This is a genomic window from Pseudoalteromonas sp. M58 (assembly GCF_042604605.1).
Lineage (GTDB): Bacteria > Pseudomonadota > Gammaproteobacteria > Enterobacterales > Alteromonadaceae > Pseudoalteromonas > Pseudoalteromonas tetraodonis.
Genome location: NZ_CP152390.1, coordinates 1377190 through 1399933 on the forward strand (window position 1 = coordinate 1377190; position 22744 = coordinate 1399933).

Annotated in this window: 19 protein-coding genes; 18 read left to right on the forward strand and 1 reads right to left on the reverse strand. The window is 36.9% G+C overall.

Translation table 11 applies throughout. The features are described from left to right. Positions 1-156 precede the first annotated feature (156 nt). The 18 genes from AAGD16_RS06375 to AAGD16_RS06460 all read left to right on the forward strand — a co-directional run bounded on the left by AAGD16_RS06375 (position 157) and on the right by AAGD16_RS06460 (position 20399). Positions 157-531 (forward strand): serine acetyltransferase, encoded by a 375-nt coding sequence (locus AAGD16_RS06375; RefSeq protein ID WP_377114362.1) that lies wholly within the window; start codon positions 157-159, stop codon positions 529-531. Then, entirely contained in the window at positions 521-1678 is a 1158-nt protein-coding gene (locus tag AAGD16_RS06380) for a VpsD family glycosyltransferase (RefSeq protein ID WP_377114365.1), read from the forward strand. The genes AAGD16_RS06375 and AAGD16_RS06380 overlap by 11 nt, the downstream gene beginning before the upstream one ends. Further along, entirely contained in the window at positions 1671-3083 is a 1413-nt protein-coding gene (locus tag AAGD16_RS06385; protein ID WP_377114368.1) for a lipopolysaccharide biosynthesis protein, read from the forward strand. The genes AAGD16_RS06380 and AAGD16_RS06385 overlap by 8 nt, the downstream gene beginning before the upstream one ends. Beyond that, positions 3080-4288, forward strand: a complete 1209-nt coding sequence (locus AAGD16_RS06390; protein WP_377114371.1) for a VpsF family polysaccharide biosynthesis protein — start codon at positions 3080-3082, stop codon at positions 4286-4288. The genes AAGD16_RS06385 and AAGD16_RS06390 overlap by 4 nt, the downstream gene beginning before the upstream one ends. Positions 4289-4384: 96 nt before the next feature. Next, positions 4385-4879 carry a serine O-acetyltransferase gene (locus AAGD16_RS06395; RefSeq protein ID WP_055011804.1) on the forward strand — a complete coding sequence of 165 codons (495 nt, stop codon included), beginning with the start codon at positions 4385-4387 and terminating at the stop codon, positions 4877-4879. A 106-nt stretch (positions 4880-4985) separates the two neighbouring features. Continuing rightward, positions 4986-6320, forward strand: a complete 1335-nt coding sequence (locus AAGD16_RS06400; RefSeq protein ID WP_377114374.1) for a phenylacetate--CoA ligase family protein — start codon at positions 4986-4988, stop codon at positions 6318-6320. 1 nt (position 6321) lies between these two features. Then, positions 6322-7404 carry a glycosyltransferase family 4 protein gene (locus tag AAGD16_RS06405; RefSeq protein ID WP_377114377.1) on the forward strand — a complete coding sequence of 361 codons (1083 nt, stop codon included), beginning with the start codon at positions 6322-6324 and terminating at the stop codon, positions 7402-7404. A gap of 2 nt (positions 7405-7406) precedes the next feature. Beyond that, positions 7407-8600 (forward strand): aspartate-semialdehyde dehydrogenase, encoded by a 1194-nt coding sequence (locus tag AAGD16_RS06410; RefSeq protein ID WP_377114380.1) that lies wholly within the window; start codon positions 7407-7409, stop codon positions 8598-8600. A gap of 15 nt (positions 8601-8615) precedes the next feature. Continuing rightward, a complete protein-coding gene (locus tag AAGD16_RS06415) occupies positions 8616-9344 on the forward strand; it encodes a WecB/TagA/CpsF family glycosyltransferase (RefSeq protein ID WP_054200728.1) in 729 nt (242 codons plus the stop codon). Positions 9345-9373: 29 nt separating this feature from the next. Next, a complete protein-coding gene (locus AAGD16_RS06420; protein WP_377114383.1) occupies positions 9374-10339 on the forward strand; it encodes an acyltransferase family protein in 966 nt (321 codons plus the stop codon). A 366-nt stretch (positions 10340-10705) separates the two neighbouring features. Then, a complete protein-coding gene (locus AAGD16_RS06425) occupies positions 10706-12904 on the forward strand; it encodes a choice-of-anchor A family protein (RefSeq protein ID WP_377114386.1) in 2199 nt (732 codons plus the stop codon). A 110-nt stretch (positions 12905-13014) separates the two neighbouring features. Beyond that, positions 13015-13413 carry a 3-phosphoshikimate 1-carboxyvinyltransferase gene (locus tag AAGD16_RS06430; RefSeq protein ID WP_377114389.1) on the forward strand — a complete coding sequence of 133 codons (399 nt, stop codon included), beginning with the start codon at positions 13015-13017 and terminating at the stop codon, positions 13411-13413. Between the two features lie 188 nt (positions 13414-13601). Further along, complete coding sequence (locus AAGD16_RS06435) at positions 13602-15005, forward strand: undecaprenyl-phosphate glucose phosphotransferase (RefSeq protein ID WP_377114392.1); 1404 nt, start codon at positions 13602-13604, stop codon at positions 15003-15005. After that, entirely contained in the window at positions 14989-16203 is a 1215-nt protein-coding gene (locus tag AAGD16_RS06440) for an outer membrane beta-barrel protein (RefSeq protein ID WP_377114395.1), read from the forward strand. Before AAGD16_RS06435 ends, AAGD16_RS06440 begins: the two co-directional genes overlap by 17 nt. Further along, positions 16200-16721, forward strand: a complete 522-nt coding sequence (locus tag AAGD16_RS06445; protein WP_109874797.1) for a polysaccharide biosynthesis/export family protein — start codon at positions 16200-16202, stop codon at positions 16719-16721. Before AAGD16_RS06440 ends, AAGD16_RS06445 begins: the two co-directional genes overlap by 4 nt. Positions 16722-16745: 24 nt before the next feature. Then, the gene (locus tag AAGD16_RS06450; protein ID WP_377114398.1) at positions 16746-18953 is read left to right on the forward strand and encodes a GumC family protein; all 2208 of its coding nucleotides are present in this window, start codon (positions 16746-16748) and stop codon (positions 18951-18953) included. 11 nt (positions 18954-18964) lie between these two features. Next, the gene (locus AAGD16_RS06455) at positions 18965-19693 is read left to right on the forward strand and encodes a tyrosine-protein phosphatase (RefSeq protein ID WP_377114401.1); all 729 of its coding nucleotides are present in this window, start codon (positions 18965-18967) and stop codon (positions 19691-19693) included. Next, positions 19686-20399: a VpsP family polysaccharide biosynthesis protein gene (locus tag AAGD16_RS06460; protein ID WP_090492866.1), complete on the forward strand. Its 714-nt coding sequence runs from the start codon at positions 19686-19688 to the stop codon at positions 20397-20399. Before AAGD16_RS06455 ends, AAGD16_RS06460 begins: the two co-directional genes overlap by 8 nt. A 732-nt stretch (positions 20400-21131) precedes the next feature. Here AAGD16_RS06460 and rsmF read toward each other — a convergent pair. Then, positions 21132-22571, reverse strand: a complete 1440-nt coding sequence (gene rsmF / locus AAGD16_RS06465; RefSeq protein ID WP_377114405.1) for a 16S rRNA (cytosine(1407)-C(5))-methyltransferase RsmF — start codon at positions 22569-22571, stop codon at positions 21132-21134. Between the last annotated feature and the right edge of the window lie 173 nt (positions 22572-22744).

Here is a 22744-nt window from a genome sequence, read left to right on the forward strand (position 1 = left end):
GAGCTTATAAAATGTGATTTGTATCGGAGTACCGCAAGGTACTCCCATAAATTATTAATAAAAAACTTAATCAATAATAACCGTTCTTTTAAGTACACTTTTTGGTGGAGGCTAACTCAGTCGAATAATCTATTGATTAGGGCACTAGCAAGGTTTATGCATTTAACCTTATCTATTAGGTATCAAATACAAATACCTAAAGAAGCAAAAATTGGTCCTGGGTTAAATTTAGGTCATGCTACTGGAATAGTTTTAAGTCCAACAGTAGAAATTGGAGCTAACTGTAATATTAGCCAATTTGTAAACATTGGAAGTAACCATGGGAAAGCTGCATCTATTGCAGATAACGTGTATATAGGACCTATGGTTTGCATAGTCGAAAATGTTGTCATAGGGAATAACGTTACTATTGGTGCTGGCTCTGTGGTTATTAAAGATATACCTGAAAATTCAACGGCTGTGGGTAACCCTTCACGTGTAGTAAATCAAAATGATCCTGGCCGATATATTATGAATAAATATGATGCCTAAAAAACATATAGTTTTAATTATGCCTTTATCTACTTATGACTGGGGTAGTGTTAACTGTGGCGGAGTAGACAGTGTATGCCAAATGTTTGCAGAATATTTGGTTAACCATGATGACGCTAACTTTAGGTTTACCATTATCGGGCTCGACCCGCAGAGTAAAACCCCTTTCGCAGGGAATGTTATTCGTCTATCAGATAATGTTGATTTTATTTGGCTGCCTGCATCAAGTAAGCAAATAGGCTTTAAAATCCCCGGCATTATTTGGCAAAATTGGCATGTTCGTAAGTTATTAAAAACTTTGAACCCTGATTTAGTGCACACCCACCTTTGGAGCTTTTTGATAGGTAGTGGTTTTAGAGGGAAATCGGTTGTTACAGTTCATAGCTATAAAAAAATAGCTCGGCGTAATGTGGGGTTGGTTAATAACTTTTTATATGAAAAAGCAATACCACGGTTAATAAAGAAACGAAATGATAATGTTGTTGTTGTTGGCAAACAGCTACAAAGTGCAATTGCTGCAGATGGGTTTAAATCTTTAGTAGTTCATAACCCAATAGATCAAGAATACTTTGAAGCTAATTACGTCAAACATCAACGAAAAGAAATAAAGCTTGTTACGTGTGCGTTGCTAACACCAAGAAAGAAGGTGGAAGATTCAATTTCTTTACTAGCTAAATTAATTAATGACGGCATTGATTCCTCATTAGCTATCATTGGGCCACATGCTGATAAAGGCTATACAGAGCAACTGATAAAACAGGTAGCTTCGTTAGAATTAGAAAACAAAGTAAAATTTATGGGTAAGTTAAATAAAACCCAAATTGTACAACAATATCTTAATGCTGATGTAGGTATTTTTACTTCTAGTGAAGAGACCTTTGGCTTAGTACCTCTAGAAATGTTAGCAGTTGGATTGCCTCTAATAACAACTGAGGTTGGAATACTTGAAGATGAGAAAACTTTTTTTGATAAAATGGGTGTTTTATACCTATCTGATACGATAACCCCTAACCGTATCAAAAATTTAATTGCTAATCATAATGTTAATGAGTCTAAAAGTGAACTTGAAGTAAAATTTAATATTGCATCTGTTTTCGCGCAATATATTGATTTATATAAAAAGTGTAGTGAAAAAAATAATGATTAGCTCGTTACTTAAATATGCTCCAGTGCAAATTTTTGCTGCAATTAGTGTTTTTGCATTAATTAGTATTCATACCAAGTTATTAACTACAACAGAATACGGAATGTTGGCATTAATGCTATTAACGGTTGAAGTTGTAAGGGCGGTAGCTGCCCAGTGGATAAATTCTAGCATGCTGCGTTTACTTCCTAGTAAAAAAACAGAGGAACATAATAATTTTGCAGCGATTGCCAGCTCAATTATTTTTTGCTGCACATTACCAGCTTTAGCATTAGTTAGCTTGGGGTTATATTTAACAGGTCTATTAACCTTATCTACGTTTTTAGCTACCTTTTTAGTTTTTTTAACTAAAGCCCTCTATCAGTTCTATCTTGAATTAGCCCGTATAATGGAGCGTTTAAACCAATATAGAGTTGCCGTACTTACTCAATCTATTATGGCTATAGTAATTACAGGCGGCTTGCTAGCTTATTCTCCTAATATCCTTTCTGCATTATCAGCCCTTGCTTTGAGCTACATAGCTGCAGGTTTAGTTGTTTTTAAACCGCTTAAAATCAGTATTAATAAACTTAAAACTGCAGACGCTCAGGCTATTTTCTCTTATGGCTTACCACTTATGGCCAGTGGCTTAGTTGCAGCAATATCAAGTCGGTTAGATCGTTATTTTATTGCCGACTCATTAGATTTAGCACAAACAGGTATTTATGCCGCTATATCAAATATTTTATTAGGAATTGGTGCACTTATTTTTATGGTAGTAGCCTTACCAAGTTATCCTGAATTAACAAAAAAAATTAACGATAAAACTGCTTTGTACAAAGCACATGGTGAATATTTAACTTTGTTATGTTTAATTGCAATGCCCGCTTTAGTTGGGTTTTGTATTTTAGCCGAGCCTATAACGCACCTATTGCTTAGTGAAGAATATTTATCACAAGGTTCTACTATTATTTATATTTTATGTGCGGGGGTGTTTGTTTTAAATTTGAAGGGACATTATATAGACCATGGTTTACAGTTCTCTTTAAACACTAAATACCTGCCAAAAATTAGTGTTTTTTCATTAATTTTAAACCTGTCATTATTAGTTACTTTGATTCCTCCTTTTGGTTTGATAGGTGCAGCGAGTGCTTTTTTAATTGCTAATATTATCGCATTGGTTATGAGTCTATGGTTATCACTAAGAAAAGGGTATAAATACACTGTACCGTTGCAGGTATATAAAATTCTACTTTCAACTGTGTGTATGGCTATATTCCTTCCAGAATTACGTGTTTATCACTTTGTGATAATTAATATACCCATAGTCAATATTATTATTGATATCGTTATTGGTGTGAGCATTTTCTCATGTGTGCTTGCCTTACTGAATTATAAAAAATGTAAAGCATGGGTAATAAATAAATGAAAAGTGAAAATATTTATAAAGTAATGGTATTCACTTTTTTGACGGCCTTTATTTTTGGCGGCTATTTACTAGAAAACGTAGGTATAAAATACGTATCAGAAGGCGGAAATCCGTTAGTTAAAATACATATTTCAACGTATATATTAATGCTAACTTTTGCTATCTTTACGCTCAGAAAAGGATTTAAAACACCTATAATTAATCTTAAGGAGCTAAGTACAGCATGGCTAATTAGCTTACTGAGTATAATTTTTGTGATATTTTATGGTTTATATACCTCGGGTATGTCTGGTATAGCTTATTTGGTCAATACCATGATCTCACCACTTTTAGCTATTTATTTATTATGTCAGTTAAGCACACATCATAAAGGTAAATTATTAAGCTTATTTGCTTATCTTTTATTTTTTAATGCCATGATTGCTATACTGGAATTTACGTTAGGCAAAACAATGGTTAGTGTTGAGTTTGCAAACTTTAGCTTTTTTCGGTCAAGTGCACTCTTAGGTTTCCCTCTAAATAATGCATTAATCACAGCTGCGTTAGCCCCTATACTAATGAGTTATACTCGAATTCCTTATTTAATCTATTTTACCGTTGTAACTTTAGCTTTATTTGCATTTGGAGGGCGAGCTGCCACTGCTATATTCATTTTCGGAATGTTGTTTTTAATTATGCCAAAGATACCTAGATTTATAAAATCAGGGTTTCATACATCAAAAATGCGTTTTGCGATAATTCAAGCGCTCGCTTTTTTTGCGTTCATTTTTACAACATTAATAATTACTTTAACTCCAATTGGTGCTCGAATCCTAAGTAAGTTGCATATTGATAAGAGTGCTGAAGCACGTTTTAACGTATATATTTTGTTAGATGAGTTAACCCCTATTGAATGGGTATTTGGAGCATCGTCTGCATTTAAGCAAAATATTGATTTCTACATTGGAATAAATGTGATTGAAAATTATATCATTGGTTGGGTTGTTAATTTTGGACTTATTGGCACGTTTTTACTTGTTTTCACTTGCTATAGCATACCATCAAAATTGATGACAAGAAGTAATATAAAATTAAATGTTGCCTTAATTGTATTTATTTTAGTATCAGTGACCAACAATGCATTAACGACTAAAACGCCAGCTTTGTTATTTTTATTTAGCGTAATGTACCTTTCCAGAGCAATAGAAAGTAAGACCAAAATATAGCTCAGTATAAAATACAGGATTTCATTGTTAGCTAAAGTGGAAATTAAAGCAAAATTTTTTAGAAATTTATACAATTTAAAATGATGAGGTTAAATAATGCCCAATGCAATACTGTTATATAGAGTCTCCAGGTGGCTTTATTTAAGAAAAGTCCCTTTATTACCAAAGCTTATACAGTTAATGATTTTCCTGTTTTATAATTCAAAATTACCTGCTAGCGCGGATATCGGGAAAGGTTCTTTTCTTGTGGTTAAAGGTATTGGGGTAGTAATTATTGATAACGCCAGAATAGGAGAACGTTGCAGGATTGGTATTGGTTGCAAAGTCGTTGGTAAGGGACCTTATAAGCGTGTTCCTAGTATTGGAGATGATGTTTTTCTTGGTCCAGGCTCTGTAATCGTAGGACCAGTAATAATTGGTAACAAAGTAATAGTCGCTCCAAATTCTGTAGTTACAAAAAGTGTACCTAATGGATGCATAGTCGGTGGAGTTCCTGCAAAAATTATCGGGAATATAGACGAATTGAATTATGACATATTAAAAAACGAAAGTTATTTAGATGATGTAGCTCCATATATGGTGAAAAAATAAAACAAGACTTTGTCAAGTAGACAGTCATGTTTAATCTTATGTAATTTAATTGTATTTTGCGATCTCAAGCAATTAAACCTGATATTAAATTAAAGGAATAGTATTGATGTTTACGAGTAAGGTATACATAAAAAGCCCTATTTTCATTCAAAACATTTTATTAAGTAGTCGTGCATTTATACGTAAAAAACTTAGGGAAAATAATGATTGCGAAAAGCTTACTCAAAAGTTACAAGCTCATGAATTTAACAGTGAATTGCTGAAACAGTATAGTGATGGAATGCTCAGTGATGTAGTTACAAATGCAAATGAGACTGTTGATTACTACATAGGGACTGGAACAGATATAGAAAAGTACCCATATATCGATAAATCTACAATTAATAGCCATAAATATGAGTTTGTGTCACCTCAAAAAAGAGGCGCTGTAATTAATGGCGCAACGAGTGGCACAACAGGTGCTCCACTAGTTATCCCGCAGAATATGCAATCAATAATTACTGAACAAGCTTTCGTTAGCAGAGGCTTAGCATGGGCTGGATTTAAAGAGGGTGATAAGCGAGCATGGATCAGGGGTGATATGATTGTACCACTCGAACAAAAAAAGGCGCCATTTTGGCGTTACTCCTATTTCGAAAATATGATTATGCTTTCGTCCTTTCATATGGCGCCTGCTAACTTGCAGTCATACATAGATACAATGGTTAGTTTTGGTGTACAAGTTATTCAAGCCTACCCCTCTTCTATAGCCACGTTAGCTAAATACTTAGAAGTGAATAATCAATATTATCCAGGAGACTTAAAGTCGATTGTTACCTCATCAGAGTCTTTATCAAAGGAAGACAAGCACCTAATTGAAACACGTTTTAAATGCACTGTTTTTGATTGGTATGGGTTATTTGAGCGTGTAGCTGCCATTGCCAGTTGTGAGCATGGGCGATATCACATATTAACAGACTACGCTCATGTAGAATTATTGCCTGCTGGAAAAACTGAGTCAGGTCAGCAACGTGCTGAAATTGTAGGTACTAACTTTAATAATTCACTTTACCCATTAATACGTTATAAAACAGGTGATCATGTTGTAATGTCTGATGAGCCAAACTGCCCATGTGGTCGTGTGTTTCCAATTGTTGATTCTATAGAGGGGAGAATTGGAGATTATCTCTTAGGTGAGGATCGGCAAAAAGTGTATATATTAAATCATATACCAAAAGGTGTTGAAGGGTTATTGGGTTCACAGTTTGTTCAGAAAAAAGATCTGAGCATTGATGTTTTGGTTGTAGTTGATGGGGCGTTATTTAATAAGACTCAAGAAGATAAATTAATATTAAACACAAAAGAAAGATTGGGTGCGTCTATTAAAGTTAGTGTAAAAACAGTTGATGCGATTCCAAGGACTAAAAACGGCAAAGTAAAGCAGGCTATAAGAGAGTTTTAACGTGAAAAAATCAATAAATCTAACAATAGCCACAGATAAAGACGGACAAGGTGGTATTGCAACAGTTTTAAATGTGTACGAAAGCGAAGGGTTTTTTAATGACACAAATTCAGAGCTTTTAGTAAGCCATTCAACCAATACTAGGTTTGGCATGGCAGGCCAACTATTCAATTATTTACTTTGTATTATCAAGTTAGTTTCTAAATTAATAATATATGACGTTGGCGTAGTGCATATTCATATGGCTTCTAGAGGGAGTTATGCAAGAAAGTCATTGCTAATAAAGCTGATTAAATATTTTAATACAAAAATTATTTTGCATTTACATGGAGCTGAATTTAGAGAGTTTTATAATAATGAATGCTGTGAATCTAAAAAAGCACAAATAAGAACAACCTTTAACTCTGTAGATAAGGTTATTGTCTTATCTACTCAGTGGCTGGATTGGCTTGATACTATATTAGACGATCGTAAAAAAGGAGTTGTAGTTTATAACGCTGTCCCTAAGTTAGAAATAGAAAAAGAAAAAGAAAAAACTAATAACTTTAATTTTGTATTTTTAGGCCGGTTAGGTGAACGTAAAGGAGTATCTGATTTAATACGTGCTTTTAATTGTGTTGTTAAAGAGCATCCAAACGCTAGATTATTGCTTGGTGGTGACGGCGAGATTAAAAAATATCAGAAAATGGTTAATGAGCTAGGTCTAGATGAATGCGTTGAGTTACTTGGTTGGGTTGCTGGCGATAAAAAAATTAATATTTTAAAGCAAGCTGATGCATACGTGTTACCAAGCTATAACGAAGGCTTCCCAATGGGAGTGTTAGAAGCAATGTCATGTAACATACCTGTTATTGCTTCTACTGCAGGTGGAATTCCAGATGCCATTACAAATAATATTGATGGCTTACTGATTAAACCTGGTGATGTTGGATCTCTAAAAATGGCAATGAATAGGTTAATTGAGTTTCCTGTAGAAACAGAAAAAATGAGAGATGTTGCAAAAGAAAAGTTTTTAAATAACTTTAGTCCTAGAGTAATCATTCCAAAGCTTAAATGTATTTATAAAGAGCTGGGAGCAATTTAGTAATGTTAGATAGCAACTATTGCAAAAAACTATTACTTAATAAGGCAAAAAAAGGGAATTATGCTGGGCAAGACCCATTTGATGGGCTCAATAGTAAACTATTTGAATTAACTCCTCGATTTAAACAAGGCATTGTAGGGCTTGCTTGGATTCAGCTGCATAAACGTTTAGCTATTAACTTGCGACCATTATGTGCTGTGCCCAAAAAGCGTAACCCAAAGGGTATTGGTTTATTTATTTTAGGTTTATTGGAAGACTATAAAGCAACTAATGAGCAAACTTATTTAGATGAAGCGATAAATCTAGCTGATTGGTTATTGACCCAGCAAAGTGATAAATCTATTTGGCAGCATAGCTGTTGGGGTTACCACTTTGACTGGAATGCTCGTGCTTTTTTTGTACCTAAAGGTAAGCCAAATGTAATTACTACTATTTATGTTGCTCAGGCTTTATATGCATTAAGTGAAATCACCAAAGACAAAAAATACTCAGATCCTGCAATTGATAGTGCACATTTTATTGTAAAAACATTATATAAAGAATGTGATGGTAGGCAGTTTTTTGGTTACATACCGGGTGAAACTGCATTTGTACATAATGCTAGCCTTTGGGGCGCTGCATGGGTTGCAAAAGTTGCCGTGCTGACTAAAAACCAACATTACAAACAGCTTGCTTTAAATGCAGCAAGGCAGTCGGTAAGCGAACAGGGACTTGATGGCTCATGGGTATATGGTGCTCGCCATCATCATCAGTTTATTGATGGCTTTCATACCGGTTATAATCTAGAGGCACTTCGCTTACTGAGTGATGAATTACAAACTGATGAGTTTGAATCGGCAATTGCAAAAGGTCTTACTTATTATAAAACACATTTGTTTGAGCAAGATGGCACTGCAAAATATTACAATAATAATCGCTACCCACTCGATATGCACAGTGTTTCGCAAGCTGTTTTTACGTTATTAAAAGTAGGTAAAACGCCGGATGACTTTATACTGGCTGAAAAAGTAATTAACCGTGCTATTCAAACCTTATATATGCCTAAAAAGCAGCGTTTTATTTATCAAAAAAATAAGTATTTTACCAATAAGGTAGACTATGTCCGTTGGACACAAGCATGGGTATATTATTCGTTTGCTTATTTTAATAGACAAAAATTGAACAGCGCTAAAAATGCAGTTATTGAACAACTTTAAAAAACGGACTCAACAATGAAACGTATTGAATTTTTAAAAGCACCCATGGATATTGCCACTATGCAAGAGACGGTGTCTTTTATTGAAAGTAGAATTGAGCAAAAGCAGTTTTTACAGCATGTTGTGGTTAATGTAGCCAAAATAGTAAATATGCAAAAAGACCCTGTTTTAGCTGAGTCGGTTAAAGCGTGTGAGGTAATTAATATTGATGGTATGGGTGTAGTGTTCGGTGCGCGTTTTTTAGGCCACGATGTGCCAGAGCGTGTAGCGGGAGTTGACTTATTTCATGAATTATTAGCTATGAGTGCCAAGCGAGACTTTCCTGTGTTTTTATTGGGTGCCACCGAAGAAGTAGTGAGCAAAACAGCCGAAGTCGTTAAAGCACAAAACCCAAATTTAAACATAGCAGGTTATAACGATGGCTACTTTTGGGATGATGAAGAGGCTGTTGTCACTAAAATACGCGAATCGGGCGCTAAGTTATTATTTGTTGCGATTACCTCCCCAAAAAAAGAAAACTTTATTAATAAATGGCAAGACAAGCTTGGTGTTGACTTTGTAATGGGGGTTGGTGGTACGTTCGATGTTGTAGCAGGTAAAGTAAAGCGAGCACCACAGTGGATGCAAAAGGCCGGTTTAGAGTGGCTATATAGGGTAATTCAAGAGCCAGGCAGAATGTGGAAGCGCTACTTAGTTACAAATTCAAAGTTTGCGTATCTTTTGATAAAAGATAAGTTTTTTTAATTATGACGCGTATAAATTATATTGATAACATGAAGGCAATAGGAATTACACTAGTTGTACTTGGTCATGCAGCTTGGTTGAATGAAGATGTATATACTTTAATATATTCATTTCATATGCCGCTTTTTTTCTTTTTATCTGGTTTTTTAGCATCATCCAAGCGAGAAGTAAAACAGTCATTGATTAAACTATTCCAGCGTTTAATATTACCATTTACTTTCTTTTTTCTTATTTCCTATCTATTTTGGCTACCACTGAACATTCTTGGTGATGGCCAAGCCAGTAAAATGCAGTGGTTTGATCCTCTTAGTCGTTTAGTTACATCCAAGGCTGATAGTTTTCACATTAATGGGGTTCTTTGGTTTTTCCCTTGTTTAATCATTATTTCATTAGCTCAGGTTATATTTTTTTCTGCATTGAAGCCAATATATAGTTTCGTGATCATTTCAGGAATGCTTTTATTAATGCTATTAAGCAACGAGCTAATTTCGGAAAGGTGGTTTTGGTCTATAGATTCTGCTGTTATTGGTATGTTTTTTTATCAACTAGGTGTTCTAGTTAAAAGAGTTAACCTTTTAAGTTATGCAGTATTTAACAATGAGTTTAAAACTTATTTGATTTTGTTATTTACCATTCCAATTTTTTATTATTTAGCGCTATTAAATGGCCGTGTAGATATAAGAGAGTTAAAGTTTGGTGCTTTCCCTCTTTTGTTCCCCCTAATTGCTTGTTTAGGAATATTTATATTATTTTTGATTAGTAAAAAACTCAAACCTAGGCCAATCTTCCAATGGCTGGCAATTTCTTCAATAGTGATATTTCCGCTTCATTTAATTGTTTTTAGGTTTTTACATAAAATCGAAGTTAAGATTATTCCTAATATTTGGTATTTGTTTGATTTGCTTCCATATCTAAATACTTGTATAGCTATTTGTTGCTTGGTTTTTGTTTTTAGGTTCTTAAAATCTAAGACACCGAGACTTATTGGTTTATAAACTTTAGTCAATCGGGAATTTTGACAACAGTTGTTTTATTCCCATATCTTCACTTATAAAATAGTAAAATCATTTTTCTAGTTGATTCTCCTCACTCACGCCCGTGTCGTTAACATTTACTTTACATTTACTGGTTATTAAATCTTAATCCTTGTTTGTTTATGTAATTTTTTTCTTTGTAAGTCATTGATTTTAATTTCCAGTCCCGTATTTAGGTTCAGAAGTTGGTACTTTCGTAGTGTTTTTTATTCCTTTTGATTTTATTTGTGTATATAATGTTCACCAAGCGATTGATGAATTAACTTTCATTAAACAAATGACTCAAACTTGGTGCCTATAATGCACTTTTCATTTTCGAGGGATAAAATGACTAACTCATTACTTAAATTTAAAAAGCTAAGTGCAGTGATCGCACTTTCTTTAGCCAGTTCTACAACACTGGCTGCAGACTTAGGCGTAGCCAATAATTTTTCAGCATTTGTTTTTGACGATTTTAAATCGCACTTTGGCCGCGCTGATGGTGCAATTGCCGCCGGTGAAATTGATCTTCAAGGTTATAGCGTAGGTTATACTCGCCCTTACAATCGCGATGAATACTATTTAATTAGTGAATCAAGCATAAAATTTAAATACGGTCGCCAATATGTAGGTAGTATGATTGCTGGTGGCGGTACTGACATTCATTGGGGTGTACGCTGGGGTATGGAGTGGGGTTCTAAAATCCTTTCTAACCAAGATGAATCGGCCATGCCTTTTAACTTTGATGAACAAGAAGAGTATTACAAAAGTTTAAGCGCCGAGTTAAATCAGTTAAACCAAACAGGTACAGTTTACCGCAAATGGGGTGGTTTATACCTACAAGGTGACGGAAGGTCTGATAGACAAGTGTTTAATATTGATGGCCGTGATTTTGCCCGTGCTCATACCTTTAAAGTATGGGGTATACCAAGCGATGCAACTGTAATTTTTAATATCACAGGTGGTGCTGATTTACATGTGCGCGGAAAAGGTTTTTGGCATTTACGCCGCCACGCAAGTAAAACCGTATTTAACTTCCCTGATACGCAAAACCTTAATATTAAAGGTAACCGTTGGGAGGGTGTAATTCTTGCCCCTTACGCTGATATTAAAGGCGCTTACGGTACGGCTAAAATGCCAATTATTGGCCAAAGTTTTAAAGGCTCTATGGCATTGCTAGGTGGTGAATTCAATGGTGATTTACCATCAGTTGCTGAGCCTATCGCTCCATTTGCAATGCAGCAAAAATGGCAGTGGAACTCAAGTGAGTTTATGCCTGAGCATGTTCAAGTAATTACTACCCCGATTGTTGCTCAACTTAACGATGATAACGGCGATGGCATTATTGATAACAACGATGTGGCAGATGTAGTCGTTGTTGCATATGACAAAAGTACAAATGCACCTGGGGTAGTGCGTGCACTAAGCGGTATCGATGGCTCAGAGATTTGGACTTACGAGAATGGTGCTGTTTTTAGCGATTCACGTAATTCAATTGCTGCTGCAGATTTAGATGGTGACGGTGTTGTTGAAATTGTTTTAAACGACTATACATCACCAGTGGTTCAAGTTGTTAACAACTTAGGGCAAGTGAAAAAAGAGCTTACAAAATCGGGCAAACCTTTAGGCGCTGTTACATTAAGCGATATTAATAACGATGGAATAGTAGAAATTGTAACAGGCAATAATGTATTCAGTTACGAAACTGGCTTGCTCTACACTACTAATTGGTCTGCTGCTTCAACAACTTTTGATGCTGATAACAACGGCACTCAAGAAGTACTCGCGGGTGGTGGCTTGTATGATTCTTATGGTGCACAATTATGGCAATATGGTGAACCAGGAGCTATGTGGTTTAGCTCAATAGTTAATTTAGATAACGATTTTTCACCTGAAATTGTAATTAGTAATCCAAGTAACAAGCTTGAAGATAGTGTATTTGCTGTACTTGAGCATAATGGAAATGTTAAGTGGCAAGTAACTAATCCTGATAACTTAGGCGGTGGTGTACAAGCGGTATCTACATTCTTAGGAACAAAAGATTTAGGTATTGTTTACGCAGGTTACACAGCAGTTGATATGTATAACGCAAACGGTGATTTAGTATGGACTGTTGCCAATGATGATGAATGGAGTGGTAAAATTGGCGTGAGTGCTTATGACTTTAATGGTGATGGTATTGATGAAGTAATTGTACAAGATCACTACAAAGTAAGAGTGTTAAATGGTGTTAATGGTGAAGTATTATCGACAGTTGCTAACTCATCAGGAACGCTTTGGGAATACCCAATTGTGGTTGACCTAGAGGGCGACGATAATGCAGAGCTTGTTGTTGTATCAAATAATACTGATTCTAGATATAGCATTAACAATGGTGTCACTGTGTATGGTGCTGCTGATAACAGCAAACCTTGGAAAAATGCAACTCGCATTTGGAACCAGCACTCGTACCACCAAACTAACATTAGCCAAGATGGTAAGGTACCAACATATGAACTACCAAGTTGGTTAAATAACAATACTTATCGCTCTAGTACGCTTAAATAAAAAGTACTTTTAGCAAATAAAAAGCCAATTAAGTTTTAATTGGCTTTTTATTATTAAATAGTTGTTTAAAATAATTGGCAATTAATAATCATGTTGCATTTGAGGTTTTTTTGTCGAACTTACAGCAAGATCCAGCTATTAGAAGTTTATTAGAACGAATGCCTAAAAACATTCAATCTACGTTTACTGATGAACAATTAGCGCATTTAAAAATAGCCATAGGTGCTAGGCAGTGGGGTAATCATGCTGTTGATTGCAGAGGCGTAGTTAAGTTTTTTAAATACCGTTATTACTATGTTTTTTTAGCGGGGCGAAACAGGCGCGAATTAAGCATAAAAGAGCAAAAAATAGCAAGGTTTACTCAAGCAATAATTTTAAGTCTGGTAGTCACCTTTACTATTTTATTTACCTTGCTGGTTTTATATTTGATTAAGTCGGCATTGGGAATTGATATTTTTGATGGATATTCGTTTGGGGTTTGGAGTTGGTTTAAGGGGTTATTTAATTAAACTTAAATAAAATGTGAGTATTCTTTTTGATACTTAATAACAAGCAAGAGTTTACTAAAAGATTTAAACATGAATTTTAGTACTTTTGTCGGAATCAGTAATTGAACAAAATTGGCTAATACTATATTATCCCCGTGGATTTTGTGAGGTGCTACTCACACTGAATTAGCTATAAGGAATTAAGCAAAATGACATCTCCAAGGACTTTTAAACCTTCAGGTTCCTCTGATGCCAATTTTTACCGATTATTTGATATATTTGCGTTGTTTTTAGCTTTTCAGTGCGCAGCCCTAATTTATAATTTTAAACTCACTCCTATTTATGCTGCTTCTGCACTAACCGTTGCACTTAGCTTTTTATACAGCGCTGAGCTGTTTTCTACTTATCGCTCTTGGCGAGCTGGCAAATTTAGAACAATGGTAATGTGTGCGTGGGGTAGTGTGCTCATTGCTTTTGCGTTTTTATTAGTCGTGTCTTTTGTATTTAAGTTTACCGAGTCTCTTTCACGTGTTGGTGTGGTTATTTGGTTTACGTTAAGTGTGGCGTATTTATATATTTGGCGCTTAGGGGTTTATTGGTATAAACGTAGCCGCCGTAAGTTAGGACTATCGCAACGCAATGTGGCCATTATTGGCGCCACTGAGTCTGCTGCTTATTTACATGCTGAAATTATAAAACACGATGAGTTAGGGTTTAACTTTAAAGGTTTTTACGATGACAGAAGCCCTGAACGTTTATTTGAACAACTCGAACAGCAAGGTGTTGAGGGGCGTATACAAAGTGCGGTAGACGCAGCACGCAATGGCGAAATAGACATACTTTATATAGCCCTCCCCATGAAAGCACAAAAACGCATAGCTGATATTTTATTACAGCTAGGTGATACCACCGTCGATGTGCACATAGTGCCTGACTTTTTACTCTCAAACTTAATACATGCTCGCATTGAGCACGTGGGTGATGTTGATACATTAAGCGTGTTTGAAGCACCGTGTATTGGTGCTCATGAATTTATAAAGCGCACAGAAGATATCGTAGTTTCAGCTATTATTGTTACTTTAATCACCCCACTATTATTGACTATTGCTGCCGCCATAAAGCTGACATCTAAAGGGCCTATTATATTTAAGCAAGATCGCTATGGCTTAGATGGCCGCAAAATAAAAGTGTGGAAGTTTCGCTCGATGACCGTGACCGAGAATAGTGATGTAGTGACTCAGGCAACCAAAAACGATGCCCGAATAACTCCGTTAGGTGGCTTTTTGCGCCGCACTAGCCTTGACGAACTGCCGCAGTTTATAAATGTTTTAAAAGGTGATATGTCGATTGTTGGTCCAAGGCCCCATGCGGTTGCCCACAACGAAGAATACCGAAAAAAAGTAGAATTTTACATGTTTAGGCATAAAACCAAACCGGGTATTACCGGTTGGGCACAAATAAACGGCTGGCGCGGCGAAACCGATACACTTGATAAAATGGCCAAGCGAGTTGAATACGACTTACATTACATTAAACATTGGTCTTTATGGTTTGATGTAAAAATAATTTTTATGACAATTTTTAAGGGATTTAAAAGTGAAAATGCGTACTAATACAATTACCACTTTACTCGTTGCGTTAGGCTTATCAGCACCTGCATTAGCAGTAGAATTACAACCAGGCAGTGTAATGACTAAAGACGGCGCTGAGATTACACCTACGCTACAACTAGGTGTGAGCAGCAACGACAACTTTTTTATGACGCCGTCTGCCGCTCAGTCACGTTTAATATGGAATATAGCGCCGAGTTTAAATGCATTGATTGAAGACGGCCCAGACAGTTATAAATTTGATATTGCATCAAGCACGTCGTTTCATAATAAAGACACTACCGATAACTTTACCCAAGTTAATGTGGGTGCCGGCGTACATAAAGAGTTTACTAGCCAACACCGATTAGATGTTACTGGCGATGCCGACTGGTTGTACGAGCAACGTGGTGGCGGATTAACTGAAGGTCAGGGCAGCGCACTAGAAGAGCTTGTAAGTTATCAGCAACAAAACCTAACTGCCCGTTATGAATATGGCGCAGAAAGTTCTAAAGCTCAGGTTGCTTTAACGGCAGGTTATTATAACAAAAATTACCAAAATTTTACGGCCATATCGCAGTACCGTGATTATGATAAACCGATGTTGGGTATTACAGGTTATTATAACACCCAAGCAGGTACGCGTGCCTTTTTAGAAATAAAGCAAGAAAACTACCAATACGATGTAATTGATTCAAACGGTATTACCCGCGATTCAGACGACGTAAAAGTATTATTAGGTATGGAGTGGGAAGCCACAGCCGTTACTACTGGCTCGTTTAAAGTGGGTTACCAAAATAAAGATTTTGAGTCAAACCTTCGCGATAACTTTAGTGGTTTAAGTTGGGAAGCTGCTGCTGTTTGGAAGCCGTTGACCTATTCAACTTTACAACTAGTTACCAGTCGTGCCGCTAAAGATCCGTTATTAGAAGGCGATTACATTCGCGAGAGTGTTTACGGTGCAACGTGGCAACACGATTGGAGCGACTACTTAAGCTCTGTAGTCAGTGCTAATTACGTTGATCAACAGTACTCTGGTAATTTTAACCGTAAAGATAAAGTTAAAAATGCCCGCCTAGGCTTAAATTATTTAGCCAGCAACTTTGGTATGGTAACCGGCTATATTGATTTTATAGACCGTAATTCAACCCAGACTAATATTGAATTTGACCGCGTAATTGTTGGCCTTAACTTTACATTTGCATTAAAGGGAAATGAATGAAGGTTAAAATTTTAACGGGCTTAATATTATTACTGAGCTTTTGTAGTTTTGCGAACGATTCGCAAAACTACATTTTAGGTGCGGGTGACAAAATAGAAATTAAAGTATTTGGCCAGCCTGATTTAGATGTAACCTCACTGCTTGGTAATAGCGGTGAGATTAACTACCCATTTTTAGGTAAGGTTAAACTTGTGGGTTTAAGTGTTTCGCAAGTTGAGCAAACAATAAGCGAAGGTCTGCAGCCGGACTATTTAGTTAACCCTAATGTGTATGCGCAGGTAGTAGAGTATCGACCTTTTTATATACATGGTGAAGTTAAAGAACCAGGCGCTTACCCTTACCAACCTGCTATGACGGTAAACCAAGCAATAGCATTAGCCGGCGGGTTAACCGAGCGCGCCTCAGTTGATAAAATATTTATTTTTAAAGAGCAAACCAAACAGCAGCAACAAAAAGGTAGTTTAAATAGCCAAATTGCAGCGGGTGACACTATAAAAATAGAGCAGCGCTTGTTTTAAGCAGTTTAAGGCAGTAATTAAAAAATGAATACACACTCTGAAAAGCCTAACAACAACGAGGAAGTTATTGATTTAGGTGCTTATCTTAATGTTATTAAGCAAAGCAAATGGAAAATTTTAGGTTTTGCTATTGTAGTTACCTTATTAACTATAATGGTTGCGTTGACGTTAGTGCCTAAGTATGTAGCCACAGCCACCTTATTGATTGAGTCTGAGCAAACCAAGGCGGTGAGTTTTGACGAAATATATGGCTTAGATTCTACTAAAAAAGAATATTACTTAACTCAGTTTGAAGTGATTAAGTCAAACAGTATTGCTCGTGAGGTAATTACTAAACTCAACTTAAAAGAGCATACCGACTTTATTGCTAAACCTTCACTTACAGGTGAGTTAAAAGGCATGGTTAAGCAGCTGTTACCTTTTTTAAATAAAAAAGAAAGCTCAGCCCTTAGCGAAGAAGAACAAGCAGAGCGAGAAATGTTAGGTTTGCTTGCTGCATTCAAATCGCGTTTGAGTGTCTCTCCTATAATGAAAACGCAATTAGTGCGTGTAAGTTTTGAGTCGAGCGACCCTAAGTTAGCTGCTTTAGTGGCTAATACGGTAGGCGAAGTTTACATAGAAAGCCAAATGCGCGCTAAAATGGGTATTACTCAACAGGCATCGAGCTGGTTAAATACCCGTTTATCAGAGCTGCGTATACAACTAGATAGTTCTGAAGTGCGTTTGCAAGCTTACCGAGAAGAACAAAAACTGGTTGATATAGAAGGTATAGCAGGGCTTGTTACCCAAGAGCTTGAGCAAACTTCAAAGCAGTTAGTTGATGCGCGTGCGACTAAAAATAACCTTGAAAGCATAAACCGTGTTATTAATGAATATGGTAACGATAACATAGAGTTACTTGGCAGTATGCCTGAGATTACTTCACACCGTGTAGTACAAGATGTTAAACGCGAAGTTGTATTGGTTGAGCGTAAGGTGAGTGAACTTAGCGAGGTTTACGGCCCTAAACATCCTAAAATGATTTCAGCTAAAGCTGAACTTGCCACCGTTAAAACTAACCTTAATAAGCAGATTAAAGGGTTAATTACCGGTATAGAAAAAGAGCTTAACAGAACAACCCGAACTGTAAATGCGCTTGAACGCGACTTAGCTAAAATTCGTGCTGAATATCAAGACATTACCCGTAAAGAAACCCAATATAATCAGTTAAAGCGTGAAGTAGAAACAAATCGTAATATTTTTAATACTTTTTTATCTCGCTCTAAAGAAACCGAAGTAACCAGTGACTTTAGCTCTGCAGCTGCACGCTTTACCGATCGTGCTTATGCACCAAAAGATCCCAGCAAGCCCAATAAAAAGTTAATTGTTATTTTAGCTTTTGTAGCTAGTTTTGGGTTTGCAGTGGTAATGACCTTTGTTTTTGATGCCTTAAACGACACAGTTAAAAATAAAAATGATGTCGAAAATAAACTCGCACAGCGCATGTTAGGATTATTGCCGCATGTTGCAGTTCCTAAAAAGAGCTATTTTCCGATTCATGCTTATTTGGAGGATACCTATCGCCGTTTTGCTGAGTCGGTGCGTACCTTCCGTACTAGTTTATTGCTTACTCATCTTGACAGAGCGCATCAGGTTATAGCGGTTACCTCTACCTCTCCAGGGGAAGGTAAAACCACCACCTCTGCTAATTTAGCGATGTCGTTGGCACAAATGGGCAAGGTATTACTGATTGATGCCGATTTACGTAAACCAACGTTAGCTAAACGTTTTGATATACCGGTATTTCACCCAGGTTTAAGTAATTTAATGATAGGTACTGAGCAACTAGCTGAGTGTGTACATGTTGACACGCAATCGGGTGTCACTATTATGCCAAGCGGGCAAATACCGTCGAATCCACTTGAGCTTTTATCAATCCCACGTTTTGCTGAGTTACTTGGCGAGTTAAAAGCGCAGTACGATCACATTATTGTTGATACACCGCCTACACAAGCAGTGAGCGATGCATTGGTAATCGCACAAAGTGTTGACTCGGTTGTGTATGTTGTTAAGTCAGACATAACTCGTATTAAACCAATTACAGCCGGTCTTGAGCGTTTATTTGAGGTAAAAGCCCATGTTGCTGGTGTGGTACTTAACCAGGTAGATATGAGTAAATCTAAAGATGAGCATAGTCATGGCTACTATGATTATTACGATTACTCACAGCAACCTGAAAAGCCACAAGTGTAATTAAGTAATTTATGATTGATATTCATACGCATATTTTGCCGGGTATTGATGATGGCGCTAAAGATTTAACAGAATCTTTAGCGCTTTTAAAATTGGCTGAAAACGACGGCATTACTCATATTGTGGCAACGCCACATATACATATGGGTCGTTTTAACAATGCGACTGCTCAAATCCAAAACGATTTAGAGAGTTTAAAGCTAGAGGCGCATAAAGAGGGTATTAATGTTAAATTAGCGGCCGCTGCTGAGGTGCGTTTAGACATAGAACTTATGGCAATGGTGATGGCTAATAAGCTGCCTTTTATTGGTAAAATAGCAGACAAAAATGTGTTGTTATTAGAGTTACCGCACTCTCACATGCCACAAGGTTACGATAAGTTTATTCAGTGGCTCGCCAAACAAAACATACGCGTTATTATTCCACACCCAGAGCGCAATCGCGATATTCAGTCTAACCTTTATTATATTCAACACCTAAAGCAGTTAGGCTGCGACTTTCAATTAACAGCATCGAGCATTGAAGGTGAGTGGGGCGAAAGCGCTCAAGCGATATCTTTGCAAATGCTAAAAGATGGTTTAGTGAACTATGTTGCTTCTGATGCTCATTCAGTAAAGCGCCGACCGCCTATTTTAAGCCAAGCTAGAAAAACAGTAGCGCAATTAATAGGTGAAGAGCAGGCTACAGCGCTTTTTGTAACTAACCCGCTGCAACTAACCGAGAGCTTATTTAATGACTAAATTAAACATGGTCAAGGTAGTGCCTGCTGTTATTTTAGCTCTAATAGTGCTTGTAATTGCATATAGCAGCATGCAAAGTATGCGCGCTAATGCATGGTACTTTCATGCGCTTAATATTGTGCAAGAGTCGGATGGTGCTTTATCTGGTTCATCGCTTCAAGCTGCAGAAAATGCGATTACGTTAGCTACGAATATGGATCCCGAGCATCCTCATTATTGGCATTTTTTAGCCCATATAAAATTACTAAGCCTCAGTGGTATAGATACCACATCAAGTGAGCAATCAGATAAAGTAAAGCAAACATATCAACAAGCTGAGCAGGCTTTATTAAAGTCGGTTGAGCTTAGACAAACTTGGGCACAAACTTGGATGAGCTTAGCGCAAGTTGTAAGTTATCAAGAGGGACCAACAGAGCGGGTATACAATTATATTCAGCAAGCCAAAAAAGTTGGCCCATATAAGTTAGATATTCATTTAGGCATTATTCAAATTGCGTTAATGCACTGGAGTGAACTACCACCTACCTACAAAGCCCTTTATGTGAATGAACTTAAATTAGCTTCTAAATATGGTTATAAATTTTATGATGTGTTTAGTATGGCTGAGCAAATGAATCGTTTGCCAATAGTGTGTTTATCGCTGCAATTTGGTTCTCATTATGAGGCTATCAGAGGTAGTTGGATGTTTAATAAATACTGTGGTTAAAACACGAGCCACGAGCTTCGAGTAACGGGCCTTGAACCTCGCAGCTCGTCTACTCTGAACTTTAACCTTTTTTGAACCACAGAGAGCACCGAGGCGCTTCGTGCTGCACAGAGAAAAAGCTTCAATTTTGGAAATCTAATAACTAAGAACAGTTCTTTAATCTTTGTCTTTAATTACTTTCTCTGTGTTCTCCTATCCTCTGTGGTAAATAAATTTTTAAGAGCTTATTGTAATGCCCAGGTCCGGTTGTCCGATCCCTGCAACCAGTTAACTTTCTCCTAAAACCTTTATTTTTGAACCACAGAGAACACCGAGGCGCTTCGCGCTGCACTGAGAAAAAGCTTCAATTTTGGAAATCTAATAACTAACAACAGTTCTTTAACCTTTGTCTTTAATCACTTTCTCTGTGTGCTCTGTGCCCTCTGTGGTAAATAAATCACTAAGTTCTTATTGTAATAATAGGGCCGGGTGAGTGATTAAGCTCGTAACCTGACTCTCGCAGCCCGTTAACTTTCGCCTAGACAAAAAAAGACCCAGAGCTATAAGAACTCTGGGTTATAGAGGGGCTCGTATTTGAGCCCTGCGCTAACTAAAGACACTTTCAGATTCTTAGGGAGAAGAAGAAAGTTATTTAAGTATAGTCAAAAGTGCTAAAAATACACATTTTTGTTCATTTTTTATACTGCAGTAATTACAGTGAGTTACATTTGTTATACACACCTTTATTAGAATTTACGCCCAGTTTATTAACTGCGTATTTTGTACTAAATCTCGTGGTAGTGAGTTTTTAACTTTATTTTTTTGCCATTTCCCTAAGCCAATAGGGCAACCACATAAAGTTAGGATTACCTCGCCGCTGGATTTGGTTACCTCTTCTAGGCGTATATCTTTACCATTAAAGTAATCGTTAGCCTGTTCATTGGTTAATGCCAGTACATTACTTTTACACTGCTTACCAAATACGGTGGCAAATTCGTGCGTTAGGCGTACGCCATTTTTATGAATAACGCCTACCTGAATACCTAATCGCGCATATTTAATTTTGTTTTGTATCGCTTCAAATTCATCAGGAAACAGCCAAAGCTCTTTGTCGCGTTGTTTTAACGTACCTGGCAGACTCGTTAAACCAAATTGCTTTTTAAGGAAACTCATAAACGCAGCACTTTGTTTACTATCAAAGTCACTAAAGGGGAACGCGCCTTTTTTAACTTTTAATGTTTGGTTTTCGCAGCTGCTGTGCTTTTTAAATTTGGCAATAAAAAAGCCTTCGCTGTCGAAGGTTTGCGGCCAAACATGTAAGTAACCCTCGTCTGTAGTGGCTTTTTCAGCGCCAGGGAAAAGGTCATTTAAAGGCTCTGGCGTAATGTATTCGCCAAATTCTTCTAGCAATGCATCACACACTTGTTGGTTTTCGAGTGGGGTTAACGTACAGGTTGAATACACCAATGTGCCGCCAGGTTTAAGTGCGTAAAATGCACTTTTAATCAGATCTTTTTGTACTTGGGCAATGGTAATATTTGACTCGATAGACCAATTTTTTAGCGCGTCGCTATCTTTACGTACTGTGCCTTCGCCAGAGCAGGGCGCATCAAGTAAAATGCTGTCGAAGCACTCAAACATGTAATTGCCAAATACCACACCATCAAAATGCGATAGCGCACAGTTACCTACACCCACACGCTTTAGCGTGGCACTGAGTACTTTTAAACGTGACGACGACAGCTCATTGGCCACTAGCACACCTTGATTATTCATTAACGCGGCAAGTTGTGAGGTTTTTGAACCTGGTGCCGAGGCCATATCAAGAACCGTTTGGCTGGTTTGTAAGCTTTGCTTTAGTGCCATTGGCGGTAACATTGAGCTTGCCTCTTGCACGTACATAGCCCCGCTTAAGTGTAAATCGGTATTGCCAAGCGCTAGGTTTTGCTCTTCATCGTTTGGGCGCTCTAACCAAAAACCTTCATCACACCAAGGAATAGCGGTAAGTTGCCAGTTTTTTTTAGCCGCTTGTTGCTTAAACTCTTCAACACTCATTTTTAATGTATTAACACGAACAGATTTACGCAGTGGACGACGACATGCACTTAAAAAGTCATCTAAGTTTAGGTGTTCGGGTAGATAGGTTTTTACGTCATTAATAAATGGCTCAGGGATATAAGTGTTTGCGTCCACGTTTTGGCTCATACAGTCAAAATAAAGCAGGATAATAGCATTTTTAACGATTTTTTTCAGTGTTAAAAACGAAATAGTAACCCTTAAAAGGTGTCGACATCTTGTTGGGTAAAACAGCTTAAATACATTTTTTATTATACTTTCGGCTAATAATGTCGACAATACGGTGGTTT

Bases quoted from the DNA above. Each gene is read 5' to 3' on its own strand.
- AAGD16_RS06375 (WP_377114362.1), top strand. From the start codon at position 157: ATGCATTTAACCTTATCTATTAGGTATCAAATACAAATACCTAAAGAA.
- AAGD16_RS06380 (WP_377114365.1), top strand. From the start codon at position 521: ATGATGCCTAAAAAACATATAGTTTTAATTATGCCTTTATCTACTTAT.
- AAGD16_RS06385 (WP_377114368.1), top strand. From the start codon at position 1,671: ATGATTAGCTCGTTACTTAAATATGCTCCAGTGCAAATTTTTGCTGCA.
- AAGD16_RS06390 (WP_377114371.1), top strand. From the start codon at position 3,080: ATGAAAAGTGAAAATATTTATAAAGTAATGGTATTCACTTTTTTGACG.
- AAGD16_RS06395 (WP_055011804.1), top strand. From the start codon at position 4,385: ATGCCCAATGCAATACTGTTATATAGAGTCTCCAGGTGGCTTTATTTA.
- AAGD16_RS06400 (WP_377114374.1), top strand. From the start codon at position 4,986: ATGTTTACGAGTAAGGTATACATAAAAAGCCCTATTTTCATTCAAAAC.
- AAGD16_RS06410 (WP_377114380.1), top strand. From the start codon at position 7,407: ATGTTAGATAGCAACTATTGCAAAAAACTATTACTTAATAAGGCAAAA.
- AAGD16_RS06415 (WP_054200728.1), top strand. From the start codon at position 8,616: ATGAAACGTATTGAATTTTTAAAAGCACCCATGGATATTGCCACTATG.
- AAGD16_RS06420 (WP_377114383.1), top strand. From the start codon at position 9,374: ATGAAGGCAATAGGAATTACACTAGTTGTACTTGGTCATGCAGCTTGG.
- AAGD16_RS06425 (WP_377114386.1), top strand. From the start codon at position 10,706: ATGACTAACTCATTACTTAAATTTAAAAAGCTAAGTGCAGTGATCGCA.
- AAGD16_RS06435 (WP_377114392.1), top strand. From the start codon at position 13,602: ATGACATCTCCAAGGACTTTTAAACCTTCAGGTTCCTCTGATGCCAAT.
- AAGD16_RS06445 (WP_109874797.1), top strand. From the start codon at position 16,200: ATGAAGGTTAAAATTTTAACGGGCTTAATATTATTACTGAGCTTTTGT.
- AAGD16_RS06450 (WP_377114398.1), top strand. From the start codon at position 16,746: ATGAATACACACTCTGAAAAGCCTAACAACAACGAGGAAGTTATTGAT.
- AAGD16_RS06455 (WP_377114401.1), top strand. From the start codon at position 18,965: ATGATTGATATTCATACGCATATTTTGCCGGGTATTGATGATGGCGCT.
- AAGD16_RS06460 (WP_090492866.1), top strand. From the start codon at position 19,686: ATGACTAAATTAAACATGGTCAAGGTAGTGCCTGCTGTTATTTTAGCT.